General features: G+C 60.2%; 14 protein-coding genes. 8 read left to right on the top strand and 6 right to left on the bottom strand.

From position 1 onward, the window contains the following. Window positions 1-356: 356 nt before the first annotated feature. From msrA to LB565_RS21015, 4 genes are all read right to left on the bottom strand, one after another. Window positions 357-1,100: a peptide-methionine (S)-S-oxide reductase MsrA gene (gene msrA, locus LB565_RS21030; RefSeq protein WP_224587349.1), complete on the bottom strand. Its 744-nt coding sequence runs from the start codon at window positions 1,098-1,100 to the stop codon at window positions 357-359. 311 nt (window positions 1,101-1,411) lie between these two features. Beyond that, window positions 1,412-1,696: a hypothetical protein gene (locus tag LB565_RS21025; RefSeq protein ID WP_224587347.1), complete on the bottom strand. Its 285-nt coding sequence runs from the start codon at window positions 1,694-1,696 to the stop codon at window positions 1,412-1,414. Between the two features lie 88 nt (window positions 1,697-1,784). Beyond that, window positions 1,785-2,483, bottom strand: coding sequence for a DUF1223 domain-containing protein (locus tag LB565_RS21020; RefSeq protein ID WP_224587345.1), 699 nt, complete (start codon window positions 2,481-2,483; stop codon window positions 1,785-1,787). Between the two features lie 344 nt (window positions 2,484-2,827). Then, on the bottom strand, window positions 2,828-3,925 hold the full coding sequence (locus LB565_RS21015; RefSeq protein ID WP_224587344.1) for a TadE/TadG family type IV pilus assembly protein: 1,098 nt from the start codon (window positions 3,923-3,925) through the stop codon (window positions 2,828-2,830). 326 nt (window positions 3,926-4,251) lie between these two features. Here LB565_RS21015 and lepA point away from each other — a divergent pair, with 326 nt between their 5' ends. Further along, entirely contained in the window at window positions 4,252-6,057 is a 1,806-nt protein-coding gene (lepA, locus tag LB565_RS21010) for a translation elongation factor 4 (RefSeq protein WP_224587342.1), read from the top strand. Window positions 6,058-6,104: 47 nt separating this feature from the next. Beyond that, window positions 6,105-7,268 carry a DNA cytosine methyltransferase gene (locus LB565_RS21005; protein ID WP_224587332.1) on the top strand — a complete coding sequence of 388 codons (1,164 nt, stop codon included), beginning with the start codon at window positions 6,105-6,107 and terminating at the stop codon, window positions 7,266-7,268. Here the strand turns inward: LB565_RS21005 and LB565_RS21000 are convergent. Then, window positions 7,255-7,929 (bottom strand): MAE_28990/MAE_18760 family HEPN-like nuclease, encoded by a 675-nt coding sequence (locus LB565_RS21000; protein ID WP_224587323.1) that lies wholly within the window; start codon window positions 7,927-7,929, stop codon window positions 7,255-7,257. The genes LB565_RS21005 and LB565_RS21000 overlap by 14 nt on opposite strands. Next, the gene (locus LB565_RS20995; RefSeq protein ID WP_224587322.1) at window positions 7,926-8,984 is read right to left on the bottom strand and encodes a DUF262 domain-containing protein; all 1,059 of its coding nucleotides are present in this window, start codon (window positions 8,982-8,984) and stop codon (window positions 7,926-7,928) included. The genes LB565_RS21000 and LB565_RS20995 overlap by 4 nt, the downstream gene beginning before the upstream one ends. A gap of 34 nt (window positions 8,985-9,018) precedes the next feature. On the opposite strand from LB565_RS20995, the gene LB565_RS20990 reads away from it, so the two are divergent. From LB565_RS20990 to LB565_RS20965, 6 genes are all read left to right on the top strand, one after another. Further along, window positions 9,019-9,465, top strand: a complete 447-nt coding sequence (locus LB565_RS20990) for a very short patch repair endonuclease (RefSeq protein WP_318012182.1) — start codon at window positions 9,019-9,021, stop codon at window positions 9,463-9,465. 81 nt (window positions 9,466-9,546) lie between these two features. After that, window positions 9,547-10,059 (top strand): hypothetical protein, encoded by a 513-nt coding sequence (locus tag LB565_RS20985; RefSeq protein ID WP_224587320.1) that lies wholly within the window; start codon window positions 9,547-9,549, stop codon window positions 10,057-10,059. An 11-nt stretch (window positions 10,060-10,070) separates the two neighbouring features. Further along, complete coding sequence (locus tag LB565_RS20980; protein WP_224587318.1) at window positions 10,071-10,577, top strand: hypothetical protein; 507 nt, start codon at window positions 10,071-10,073, stop codon at window positions 10,575-10,577. 237 nt (window positions 10,578-10,814) lie between these two features. Further along, window positions 10,815-11,162 carry a hypothetical protein gene (locus tag LB565_RS20975; protein ID WP_224587317.1) on the top strand — a complete coding sequence of 116 codons (348 nt, stop codon included), beginning with the start codon at window positions 10,815-10,817 and terminating at the stop codon, window positions 11,160-11,162. 129 nt (window positions 11,163-11,291) lie between these two features. Beyond that, a complete protein-coding gene (locus tag LB565_RS20970; RefSeq protein WP_224587315.1) occupies window positions 11,292-11,663 on the top strand; it encodes an endonuclease domain-containing protein in 372 nt (123 codons plus the stop codon). A gap of 212 nt (window positions 11,664-11,875) precedes the next feature. Further along, window positions 11,876-12,247 (top strand): hypothetical protein, encoded by a 372-nt coding sequence (locus LB565_RS20965; protein WP_224587313.1) that lies wholly within the window; start codon window positions 11,876-11,878, stop codon window positions 12,245-12,247. The last annotated feature ends 15 nt before the right edge of the window (window positions 12,248-12,262 follow it).

Here is a 12,262-nt window from a genome sequence, read left to right as displayed (position 1 = left end):
CCATTCCGTGACTTAAGAGCGCTGCTGCGGTGCAGAATTCTGCTCCGCTGCATTCTACGATCAGGGTCACGGAATAGATTCCAGGGTCTCCGCGACGCCGCTTCGCGGCTGCTTCGCCCTGGAATGACGAGATTCGGGCGGCGTCCACCAATCCCCAAGGCATCTCACCTCCTGCCGGCATAACGAAGGCGTCAGGAAAATGACCGGCGGCCCAGAGACCGTTTCGAAATTCGCTCCGGCGAGTCATATGGTGGTGGTTTCGAGAACCGGAGCGCAGCGGACATTCGGTCCGTGAGCACCGGAAGCGCAGAAACCGCCATCAGATGACCGCCGGAGTAGAATTTCCAAACGCTCTCTCAGCTCTTGCTGGAGGCCAGCACAAGCACCGGCTTCTCGCTGTAGAGCTTAGGGAACAGCGCCTTCAGATTCTCGATCTTGGGCAGGTCATTGTAGACGATATAGGGATAGGTCGGGTTCAGCGTCAGGAAGTCCTGATGGTAATCCTCGGCCGGGTAGAAGGTCTTGCCGGTTTCGAGCGTGGTGACGATCGGCTTCGGGAACACCTTGGCCTTGTCAAGCTGGGCGATGTAGCTCTCGGCGACCTTTTTCTGCTCGTCATTCTCGGCGAAGATCGTCGAACGGTACTGGGTGCCCTGGTCCGGCCCCTGGTAGTTCAACTGCGTCGGGTTGTGCGCGACCGAGAAATAGACCTGCAAGAGCTGGCCGTAGGTGACCTTCGACGGGTCGTAGGTGATCTCGACGGATTCGGCATGCCCCGTGCGGCCGGTGCCCACCACCTCATAGACGGCGTTCTCGGCGCTGCCGCCGGTATAGCCGGAGACGGCCTTGCTCACGCCCTTGACGTGCTGGAACACGCCCTGCACGCCCCAGAAGCAGCCGCCGGCGAAGATCGCCTTCTCGGTGCCGCTCGTCGCCTTTTCGTCCAAAGCCGGCGGCGGGATCACCACCGCGTCCTCGGCCGATCGGGCCGGTGTTTGCCACAGCGCCGCTGCCGCCACGGCCGCAAGGCCGAGCACTGCCAACGTGCCGCGGGCGAAAAATGGCGATCGCCGCGCGGCCTTTGTCCTTATGCCGTTCATGTCCTGATCTCCTGTTGTTGCTTCATTATATACGAACGCAGCCGCCAAGCGGTTCTCACTTTGCCGTGCGGCCAATGGCCGAGGGCGCTCCCCCTCTCCGTCTCGGCTTCGCCGAGCCACCTCTCCCCCGCCTCTGGCGGGGGCGAGGAACTCAGGCTTGCGAAGGCCGCGCCCTTGGCGATTGGCGTTTCCTCGCCCCCGCAAAGCGGGGGAGAGGTGGATCGGCGCGCAGCGCCGAGACGGAGCGGGGGCTGCGCTGCCCTGTGCGATTGCCTCGCAGGCCGGCGACGCAAGCGGATCGCCAGCTCACCTTACTGAGCGGTGGTGTCCGCTGGCTTCATCGCATCCGTCACAGGCTTCATTGCATCCGCCGGCTTCATCACATCCGTGGCAGGCTTCATCGCCTCGGTGCTCATCGCGTCGGGCTTCATGGCATCGGCCGGTTTCATCGCGTCCGTCGCCGGCTTCATGGCGTCGGTCGCCATCGCATTGGCGGGCTTCATCGCATTGGTCGCGTCGTCGGCACGGGCGCCGGCAACGAAGAGCGAAGCGGAAAGCGCGAAGGCCAGCGCCGGCAGCGTGAGGAACTTGGTCATGGGTCGTACTCCTTGGGTTGTGGCGCGCGGAAGCGGGCCTTGGTGAAGCGTTGCCGCTTTCATGCGGCCCCGCGCGAAGAGAAGGAAATCAGTTGGCGGCGGCGGCCAGGATCGGTCCGCCGTTCGGACCCTGCACCAGCACCGCGGTGCTCAAGCCGCCCGCGGCCGCCGGCAGCGGCAGCGTCGTCGCCTCGCCGTTCCAGCTGCCGAGCTTGGTGAGCGCATGCACGACATTGGCGTGCGGCAGGGTGCGGCCGGTGTTCTCGCCGCGCGCCACCGGCACCTCGACGACGCCTCTCTTGTAGCGCACCAGCCAGATGTCGGCGCCGCCGCCCGGCGCCTTGCCGGCGCCGATGCTGACCTTGCCCTGCCCAAGCGAAAGCTCCGGCCCCTGCGCGCCGCCCTTATTAATCTTACTCCGGGCGATCAGGCTCTGGATCTCGCCCGGGGCCGCGCCCACGCCGTCGTGGCTGCCGTTCACCACCACTTGCGGCGTGAACGGCCCGTCATGGCCGAGCGACGGCTCGTAGGTCACCTGGCGGTCCGTGAATTCCTTGCGGCCGAACGTGTCCTTCCAGCCGAGATAATCCCAATAGGTGACGTTGAACGACAGCGCCAGCACGCCTGGCTGGTCCTTGACCTTGATCAGATTGGCGTTGGCCGGCGGGCAGGACGAGCAGCCTTGGCTGGTGAACAGCTCGACCACGGTCAGCGGCTGCGCGGAAGCGGCGCCGAACGTGGCGGCAAGCATCGCGCCGGCGAGCAGGCTTGTCTTCAATCCGGTCATGGGAAGCAGTCTCCGTAGCGGGTCATGCTCCGATTTCGCCGGGGTGGATGGGTTCGTTACAGCTTCACCGGTTTGTGATGTGGGGGCTTTCGTGCGGCACGCTGGACGTGTGTGAAGGATCGTGGCGCCGCAGGATCAAGGTTCCTCGCCCCACGAAAGTGGGGAGAGGTGGCTCGGCGAAGCCGAGACGGAGAGGGGAGCGCCTTACGAAGGCCCCCTCTCCGTCCGCTTCGCGGACACCTCTCCCCCGCCTCTGGCGGGGGCGAGGAACCAAGGATTGAAACGCCGGCGGGACAGCTCCTTCTCTGCCTGACAGCCATCTCCCCGCAAGGGGGAGGGAAGAGCTACTGCGTCAGCACCGTCGCCGACGGGCGCTGGTTGTAGTCGCACTTGCCTTGCACGGTGTAGGTGAAGTCCGTGTCGGTGTACGCTTCCGGCACATGCGAGCCGCCGTCTTCCCAGGCCTGGGTGCTGGTCTGGTTGCACGGCACCGCGGTAAAGATGTCGACCGTCTGGCCGGCCCCAACCTCGACCATGGCGGATTCGGTCGGCCCCATGAACAGCCGGTCCGAGGTAGCCGGATCGTTCGACTTGAGCACGGTCGGTGAGCCTGACGGAACGTCCATTTCCAGGTACAGCTTGTCCATCAGGCTCACGTCGATCACCGCGCCGGAGCCGTTCGAAGGCGAGGTCGTGCATGTCGTCTGGTAATCCGTGCCGTTGCTGCTGGTCTGCAGGATCGCCCCGGCCGGGGCATTATTGAAGTTCTTGACCTTGCTGGTGTTGCAGACTTGCTGCTGCACTTGGGTCAGCTTGGTGCCGCTGACCGTGTAGGCGGTGGTCGTGCCGTAGCCCTTGGGGTCGCCGGCACCGTTGTAGATATAGTTGATCTGCATCAGCTTCTGCGGCGCGGTCTGGCCGAACTGGGTGCCGTAGAGCGTGATGGTCTTGTTCCACCACCCGGACGCCTTGCCGATCTTGAAGGTGGTCTGCGCCAGTGCCGGCGTCTTGCGCACCGACGAGCCGACGCCGACCTGCACCGTGTCGATGCGTGCGACCTGCATGAAGCTGGTCGGCATCGGGTAGCTCGCCGTGGCGGTGAAGGTCGCCGTGCCGGTAGCATCGACATTGACGCCGGTCAGCGTCGCCGTGCCCTGGCCGGCATTGGCCGCATAGGCCTGCTGCAGCGTTGTCTGGCGGTCGGAGAAGCTTGTCGTGGTGGGCAGCGTGGTGACCGCGATGATCGCCGCATCGAGCGCGTTCTGCATGTCGCTGCGCGTCGTCACCGCCGAGGTGTAGTCAACCGAAAAGCCGACCGCCGCCATCAACGGGATCGTCAGGATGGCCATCATCGGCATGATCGAGCCGTCGCGGCGAGCAAGAAATTGCTTCAACGTCCCGGCAAGCGCGGCCGGGCTGAACTTTCGGGCAGAACTGGGCATTTCAGGGCCTTCGTCGTCGCGGCTAAGTCGATTTACCATCCGGGCGCGAAGCATGCGCGAAAGCGGTGTATGAACATTTAAGCGGCTTTGAATGTTTCGTGAGCGGGATGTGAAGTGGCGCAAGGTCTCCCTTCCCCCCTTGTGGGGGAAGGTGGATCGGCGCGGAGCGCCGAGACGGATGAGGGGTGTTCCAGCGGAGTGAGACGCTGGCTTTCCCTGGAGCACCCCTCATCCGTCGCCTTCGGCGACACCTTCTCCCACAAGGGGAGAAGGGGAAAAGGGCGTTCCGCTTGCCCCTCAACCCCGCCCCTGCTAAAGCCCGCCGCATGACGACGCCCCTCGACCATATCCGCAATTTCTCCATCGTCGCCCATATCGACCATGGCAAATCCACGCTTGCCGACCGGCTGATCCAACTCACCGGCGCGCTGGAGGAGCGCGACATGAAGGAGCAAGTGCTGGACTCGATGGATATCGAGCGCGAGCGCGGCATCACCATCAAGGCCCAGACCGTTCGGCTCAACTACCGCGCCAAGAACGGCGAGGATTATGTGCTGAACCTCATCGACACGCCCGGCCATGTCGACTTCGCCTATGAGGTGTCGCGCTCCTTGGCCGCCTGCGAGGGCTCGCTGCTGGTGGTGGACGCTTCCCAGGGTGTCGAGGCGCAGACTTTGGCCAATGTCTACCAGGCCATCGACAACAACCACGAGATCGTCGTGGTGCTGAACAAAGTCGACCTGCCGGCGGCCGAGCCGGAGCGCATCCGCGAGCAGATGGAGGAGGTGATCGGCCTCGACGCCTCCAACGCGGTGCTGATCTCGGCCAAGACCGGGCTTGGCGTGCCCGACGTGCTGGAGGCGATCGTCCACCAGCTGCCGCCGCCGCGCGAGGGCGATATCGCAGCACCCTTGAAGGCGATGCTGGTCGACAGCTGGTACGACGCCTATCTCGGCGTCATCGTTCTGGTGCGTATCATCGACGGCGTGATGAAGAAGGGCCAGACCATCCGCATGATGGGCACCGGCGCAAAGTATCTCGTCGAGCGCACCGGCGTGTTCAAGCCGGCCCGCGTCAATGTCGACGAGCTCGGCCCCGGGGAGTTCGGCTTCTTCACCGGCTCGATCAAGGAAGTGGCCGACACCCGCGTCGGCGACACCATCACCGAGGACCGCCGCCCGACGCAAAAAGCGCTGCCCGGCTTCAAGCCGGCGCAGCCGGTGGTGTTTTGCGGCCTGTTCCCGGTCGACGCCGCCGATTTCGAGGATCTGCGCGCCGCCGTCGGCAAATTGCGCCTCAACGATGCGAGCTTTTCCTATGAGATGGAAACCAGCGCCGCGCTCGGCTTCGGCTATCGCTGCGGCTTCCTCGGCCTGCTGCATCTGGAGATCATCCAGGAGCGGCTGGAGCGCGAGTTCAACCTCGACCTCATCGCCACGGCGCCCAGCGTCGTCTACCGCCTGAACCTCAATGACGGCTCGGTCAAGGAACTTCACAATCCGGCCGATATGCCCGACGTGGTCAAGATCGCCTCGATCGAGGAGCCGTGGATCCGCGCCACCATCCTGACCCCCGACGACTATCTCGGCGGCATCCTGAAGCTCTGCCAGGACAGGCGCGGCATCCAGGCCGATCTTTCCTATGTGGGCAAACGCGCCATGCTCACCTACGACCTGCCGCTCAACGAGGTGGTGTTCGATTTCTACGACCGGCTGAAATCGATCTCCAAGGGCTACGCCTCCTTCGACTATCACCTGACCGACTATCGCGAGGGCGACCTGGTGAAGATGTCGATCCTGGTCAATGAGGAGCCGGTCGACGCTTTGTCCATGCTGGTGCACCGCACGGCGGCCGAAAAGCGCGGCCGCGCCATGTGCGAGAAGCTGAAGGAGCTGATCCCGCACCACCTGTTCAAAATCCCGATCCAGGCGGCAATAGGCGGCAAGGTCATCGCCCGCGAGACCATCTCGGCGCTGCGCAAGGACGTCACCGCCAAATGCTATGGCGGCGACGTGACCCGCAAGCGCAAGCTGCTCGACAAGCAGAAAGAGGGCAAGAAGCGGATGCGGCAGTTCGGGAAGGTGGATATCCCGCAGGAGGCGTTTATCCAGGCGCTGAAGATGGGGGATTGAGAATTTTATTCCTCGAGTTCTATCAACGGTACGGCTAAAATGCCGAAATGATTCGAGAATCTAAACCTTTGCGCCTGGTTAGTCTGTTCAGCGGGATTGGCGGTTTCGAGCAAGGCTTGGAGAAGGCTGGATTCAGCACGACTCTGATGTGTGAGTCGGATCCTGTTGCAAGAGCGGTTCTGGCCCATCGCTTTCCCGAAGTTGAGATCGCACCCGATGTGACGAAGCTCAACTCAATTCCCAATTGCGATATAGTAACGGCTGGATGGCCTTGCCAGGATATTAGCTTGGCGGGCGGCATGAAGGGCTTGAGGGGAGATCGTTCCAGTTTAATAGGCGATGTTTTCCGCTTGATTGCAGAAAGCGATCACAAGCCAGAGTACGTCTTGCTTGAAAACGTGGCATTTGCTCTTGATTTGCACAAGGGAGAGTCCGTCAGGTTCGTAACCACTCAACTTGAGCAACTTGGCTATCGCTGGGCGTACCGGATACTAGACACTAGGTACTTTGGCCTTCCACAACGTCGTCGCCGTTTGTTCGTGCTAGCATCACTCCACGACAAGCCAGAAGCAATCTTGTTGGACGGCATTCAGGGCGAAGCCCGATCGAATTCGCCAGAGCCGAAAATGGTTGGATTTTATTGGACTGAGGGAAACCGGGGTCTTGGATGGTCCCCTGAAGCTATCCCTCCTTTGAAAGGTGGGTCGGGTCTCAGTATACCTTCTCCGCCTGCTATCTGGGATCGTCACACATCGAGTTTCGTCTCGCCAGGTATCAAAGATGCTGAACGTCTACAGGGCTTCGAACGAGATTGGACTGAGGTCGCTGACGCTTTTCCAAAGGGAACTAGAAAAAGGTGGCTATTGGTTGGGAACGCTGTAAGCGTGCCCGTTGCCCGATGGATCGGCCAAAGGATTATAGGCGCAAGAACAGGTGTGGACGACTGGAAAACAGTGCCGCATAGCGATCGCCTTCCAAAGGCTGCATACGGTGGTCCAAATTCCCCGGTTACGGAACTGTCTGTGACCAGCGAGGGGCCGGCACACCCAGATATCGCGAATCTGAGCGACTTCGAACTTAGTGATTTCTATCCAGTGTCAAAAAGGGCAATCGCAGGCTTCACCGGTCGCTTTGAAGTTGCCCCACTTCGGAAAAATCAAGAATTCCTTCAGGACTTGCGCCGGTATTTGAGCCTCCCTAAGGCTGCTTGAGATAGCCCTTCGAGTCTCTGTAATGCTCAAGCGCTGTCACATAGGAAAGCATAAATTCTCTCACACGGCCTAGCATCTCAAGAAGGTCGGAAGCAGTGACCTTCTCGCCCGCCTCCGCAAACGATTCTAGACCGTGAGCTAAAGCATTGCGTCTTTCTCGCACATTTTCAAGATCGCTACCGCCTAAAGTATGCGGAGGCGCTGCCCAGGTAATCGCCAAGCTGTCCTTCAATCGCACGGCAGTTGTCTGGCCAAAGTTTCCGCTGAACGGAAGGCGGTCTTTTTTGGATTCTTCCCAAGACGGCCGCCCAGTCATGAATGGCACGAAATCTGTCAGAAGATTGCCGTGATTAGTTCCTGCCTGCATCTTATCGAGAAATGCCGCCTGTACGACGTCCAACCTCCAGTAGTCTGTTACGTCGCTGGATGGAATATTCTCTAGCTCGATCTGCTCGCGGATAGATCTCATGACGGAGCGCATCGCACTCTCAAGGGCATTATAAAGCATCACATATGTCGTTGCTCTTAGAGAGGCAATCAACTGCCGCTTCTGGTGATAGCTCCTGGTATTTGCTTTCTGACGCTTTTCCAGCTCCCGCGTGGAGTCCAAAATAGCCTCAAGCTCATCCAGTTTTGCCCTAAGGGTAACAGTCTCGTTCATGCCTGTTCTAAAATTTTGTCTCGCACGAATTCAATTCTAGACCTGAGGCGGGGGCCGCTATTGCTAGCATCTGTTCGTACAAGTTGGTAGAAATCTGGCTCATCCAACCAATCAAAATTCGCACTGTCTAATTCAGGACGTTCGCGCAACGCCAAACAGGTTCCCACGGAGATCGCTTCGAATCGGACCCTCGGAACCTGCTGCGTTTTCTCGTTACGAAAGAACGCATTTGCTGAGTTATCGGCGATAAAATTCATAACTCGATCAAATTCCGCGGACATGGCGCTTGCCTCGTTTGGAGTAAGGCCTTGATTATACTTCTTAAAATAGTTATCAATAAACCGACGAACGTCATGTGTAAATAGTTTATAGTAATTAGAGTACACAAAAAATCGAGCCACCAATTCCTGTCGCTCACTTTCCCAGTTTTTATTTCCGCGGGAGCCTTTGCCTGGGGCGAGCAGCTTAAAAACCTCTCGATTTGCACAGTCAATAACGAGATCGAGGAATGGTCCCTGGTACGCTCCTTTTCTTATTTCGGCGTCACTTAATTGCTTCGATGACGTATTTATCCTACGAAACAGTTCGACACGGGAGCTTTCATCGGTACCTTCTTCGAGGACAAACGACCTAATTGGGCTATTTAGAAAGCGTTTTTTCGTAACTGAGGGTAGTTTGCTGAACTTAAGACCATTTAACGAGTCAAGTTTCTCTAAGTTAACAAGCCGAAAAACATCATTCTTAAAATCGACAAGGGTACGTATCCGCTGCGATCCGTCAACGACCTCAAGTCTCCCGCCAACTTCGTAGAAAAAGATCGGGGGTATGGGAATACGCAGCAGTAAACTCTCTATGAAATACGATTTCTGATCATTGTTCCACTGTAGCGTGCGCTGGTACGTTGGAACATATATATCGCCCTCATCAGGGTTATCGTCTTTATATTTCCGTATTAGCGTGTCCACCGGAAAATCGGTAACCAGGTAGCGGACCTCGTTACGAGCTGTTTCCACCGCATCCTGGATGTCGGATTCACTGAGTTCCTGATTCGTCATAATGTCATCGCATTGCTGAGCCGATGCATTTCTAATGCCACAGAAAACATCCTTTCAAAAGATGACGCTGTTTGAAAACGTTCCCGCTGCCAGACGTCACCTGATGTCGAAGGTGCGCTCGAAAAATACCAAGCCGGAACTCATCCTTCGAAGGCACCTTCACTCCCTTGGATATCGATATCGATTGCATCAGGCCAAGTTGCCTGGGTCACCGGACATCGTGTTTGGGCCTAGAAAAGCTGCCATCTTTGTGCATGGCTGCTTCTGGCACCGGCATCACGGTTGCCCAAAAGCGACAACCCCAAAAGCCAGAAAAGAGTTTTGGGAAGCCAAATTTCGAGCGAACATAGAGCGAGATGCGAGGAAGATTTCTGAGCTAAGTCAGCTCGGTTGGAGAGTTATGATAGTATGGGAATGCGAGACGTTGGACTTAGAGTCGCTTAACCCAAAAGTTGCCAGCTTCCTTGAGGCACATAGTTAGATCGACATACTTTCATCCTCAATCTCGCTTCTCCAGCGCTCCACATCGGCGTATCCTCTCCCCAGCTTGGGGAGACGTCACATGCGCTCCACCTCGGACACCATCGCCGCGATCGGCCTCGCCATCGGCGGCGCTTTGGGCATCGCGGGCACGTTCGTTGCCGGCGATGCGCTGCGCGAGACGCTGTGGACCATCGATGGCGTCGGCATCGTCGTCGCCACGGCGCTGCTCACCATGAAATACCAGCGGCTCGGCAATGAGCTCGTCGCGGCCGGCTTCCTTACTTTCCTCGTCGGCGAGAGCCTGCTTCTGGCCGGCAATGCGGCGGGATTGCAGGCGAGCGTGCCTTCCTATGCCGGCGGCATTGCGCTGTGGGCGGCGGGGCTGGTCATGGTCAGCGCGCAAGCGACCTTCGCGCTGTGGATGCGGCTCACGGCCTCCGTCGCCGCCGCGCTGTTCGCCCTCTCGGTCCTCATGATCTTGTGGGGCGCGCCGCTTTTGCCCACCTCCGCGCCGCTGCCGGCGCTCGGCTACCCGTTCCTGGTGCTGACCTTCATCGGCTGGATCTGGACTTTGCTCAAAGCCGAGCGTTGAGTGGGAAGGCGATGGCCGCGCCGCTCGAACTCCGCAACAGCCCCTCTGGAAAGATCCTGCCCGCACTCGGACCGTTCCTGCTTGGCGGCATTTTCGGCTTCGGCGCGCTGCAGGGCGTGGCGTCGGGGGCAAACAGTGGGCATGTGCTGTGGATCGCGCTGCTTAGCGCCGCCTGCCTGGGGCTCGGCGCTTTCATTGCCCGCGGCGCTTTCGATACTTCGGTCAAGGTGATCTTGGACAGCCACGGCTTCCGCGATAGTCGCGCCGGCGACGTGCTGGTGCCGTGGAGCAAGGTGAAAAGCGTGCGGCTCGCCGCCGGCGGCAAGGGCGCGGCGATGCTGAATTTCGAGCTCACCGAAGAGCCGCCCGACGCAATCCGCTATTCCTCCGCCAATGCCTACGGCCTGATGCCCTTCGGCAAGACCATTGTGCATATGGAGATCTCCTCGCTCGACGTGCGTGCGGAGGAGATGGTGGATGCGGTGAAGACATTCGCGCCGCATGTGGTGAGGCGCTGACTTTCCCTTCTCCCCCTGTGGGAGAAGGTGGACGCGAAGCGGCCGGATGAGGGGTGTTGGAAGGAATGAGGCATCGGCGATTGGGTACAATGCTGCGCTTGTAGCGAACGCCTCGCCAAGCTGGAGCACCCCTCATCCGTCTCGGCGCTGCGCGCCGAGCCACCTTCCCCCACAAGGGGGGAAGGGGAGGTCGCGCCGCTTCCGCTCCCGTGCTCTACTTCCCCTGGGGACCTCGCCATGATTCGCGCTCTGCTCGCCTTCCTTCTCCTCACCTCGCCGGCCTTCGCCGCCGACATGTCGGTCTTCGTGCGCAACCAGCGCTCGGACGGGGTCGCGGTCGAGCTGTTCAGCCGCGACAGCCAAAAAGTCTGGCCGGGCGACGACAAGGTTTTTCTCATCCGGCCGAAGGCGCGAAAGTCCGTGCCGATCTCCTGCGAGCCGGGCGAGCATATCTGCTGGGGCGCCTGGGTGAACGGCGACGATTCCGTCACCGCCGGCGTCGGCCCCGACAACGACAAGCCCTGCGACACCTGCTGCTTCATCTGCACCGGGCATTCGACCGAGACGGTGGACCTGGCGGAGTAGCGGGGCGCCCTCTCCTTCTCCCCTTGTGGGAGAAGGTGGATCGGCGCGAAGCGCCGAGACGGATGAGGGGTGCTCCAGCGGAGTGGGGCGCCGGCTGTTCAAGTCCACAACATTGGCTAATCGCGCGCCATGCCACACCAACCCGTAACCCCGGCCAAACGCAATTTCGCTCGGTCGATGCGCCGTGAGCCGACAGAGGCGGAAGACCGCTTGTGGCACGAATTGCGCGGCCGGCGACTCGACAACATCAAGTTCAAGCGGCAGGTGCCGATCGGCCGCTTCGTGGCGGATTTCGTCTGCGCCGAGGCCAGACTTATCGTCGAAATCGACGGCAGCCAGCACGCGGAATCGTGTCGCGATCAGGAGCGCGACGCCGAACTAAAGGCAAGGGGATTTCGCGTGCTGCGGTTCTGGAACGACGATGTGCTGAAAGACATGAACGGGGTATGCGACACGATAATCGCCTACGTGAGGGATGAAAGTTTGCACCCTTGGCGGTAGTGGGGCGCACGCGTTCCTGCCAGGCTGGAACACCCCTCATCCGTCTCGGCGCTGCGCGCCGAGCCACCTTCTCCCACAAGGGGAGAAGGGGAAGTCGCGCCATTCCCCCCAAATTCCGTCAGCCATTTTCGCTGCCGCCCCTTGGCATACGCGCCGGCCATGTCATCATCCAACCATCGGCCGTGGGGGCCGATTCTACCTCGGGGGTTCTCATGTCCATCACCTTCGCGCGCCGCGTTGCCGCCGCGCTTTCGCTAGCCGTCCTCATCGCGCCCGCCGCTCACGCCGGCGACGTCACCTTCCAGATCAAGAACAATCATCCCAACGCCATGCGAGTCGAACTCTACAGCCAGGACCGCGACTATGTCTGGCCGGGCAACGGCAAGGATTTCTATCTCGACGACGGCGAGACCAAGCAATTGCCGATCTCCTGCAACGAGGGCGAGAAGATCTGCTACGGCGCCTGGGTCGATGGCGATGAAGAAACCTATTGGGGCGTCGGCCCGAACAACAAGGAAACCTGCGAGGACTGCTGCTACACCTGCAGCGGCGGCCAAACCGAGGAGATCGACCTTGAGGAGTAGGGCTTCCCCTTCTCC

The organism is Mesorhizobium sp. CA14 (assembly GCF_020165195.1).
Taxonomy (GTDB): Bacteria; Pseudomonadota; Alphaproteobacteria; order Rhizobiales; family Rhizobiaceae; genus Mesorhizobium.
Note: the sequence above shows the minus strand (reverse complement) of the source record. Positions and strands in the feature narration are given on the sequence as shown.

Excerpts from the sequence above, each read along its gene's own strand:
- msrA (WP_224587349.1), bottom strand. The coding sequence starts at position 1,100 with ATGAACGGCATAAGGACAAAGGCCGCGCGGCGATCGCCATTTTTCGCC.
- LB565_RS21025 (WP_224587347.1), bottom strand. The coding sequence starts at position 1,696 with ATGACCAAGTTCCTCACGCTGCCGGCGCTGGCCTTCGCGCTTTCCGCT.
- LB565_RS21020 (WP_224587345.1), bottom strand. The coding sequence starts at position 2,483 with ATGACCGGATTGAAGACAAGCCTGCTCGCCGGCGCGATGCTTGCCGCC.
- LB565_RS21015 (WP_224587344.1), bottom strand. The coding sequence starts at position 3,925 with ATGCCCAGTTCTGCCCGAAAGTTCAGCCCGGCCGCGCTTGCCGGGACG.
- lepA (WP_224587342.1), top strand. The coding sequence starts at position 4,252 with ATGACGACGCCCCTCGACCATATCCGCAATTTCTCCATCGTCGCCCAT.
- LB565_RS21005 (WP_224587332.1), top strand. The coding sequence starts at position 6,105 with ATGATTCGAGAATCTAAACCTTTGCGCCTGGTTAGTCTGTTCAGCGGG.
- LB565_RS21000 (WP_224587323.1), bottom strand. The coding sequence starts at position 7,929 with ATGAACGAGACTGTTACCCTTAGGGCAAAACTGGATGAGCTTGAGGCT.
- LB565_RS20995 (WP_224587322.1), bottom strand. The coding sequence starts at position 8,984 with ATGACGAATCAGGAACTCAGTGAATCCGACATCCAGGATGCGGTGGAA.
- LB565_RS20990 (WP_318012182.1), top strand. The coding sequence starts at position 9,019 with ATGCCACAGAAAACATCCTTTCAAAAGATGACGCTGTTTGAAAACGTT.
- LB565_RS20985 (WP_224587320.1), top strand. The coding sequence starts at position 9,547 with ATGCGCTCCACCTCGGACACCATCGCCGCGATCGGCCTCGCCATCGGC.
- LB565_RS20980 (WP_224587318.1), top strand. The coding sequence starts at position 10,071 with ATGGCCGCGCCGCTCGAACTCCGCAACAGCCCCTCTGGAAAGATCCTG.
- LB565_RS20975 (WP_224587317.1), top strand. The coding sequence starts at position 10,815 with ATGATTCGCGCTCTGCTCGCCTTCCTTCTCCTCACCTCGCCGGCCTTC.
- LB565_RS20970 (WP_224587315.1), top strand. The coding sequence starts at position 11,292 with ATGCCACACCAACCCGTAACCCCGGCCAAACGCAATTTCGCTCGGTCG.
- LB565_RS20965 (WP_224587313.1), top strand. The coding sequence starts at position 11,876 with ATGTCCATCACCTTCGCGCGCCGCGTTGCCGCCGCGCTTTCGCTAGCC.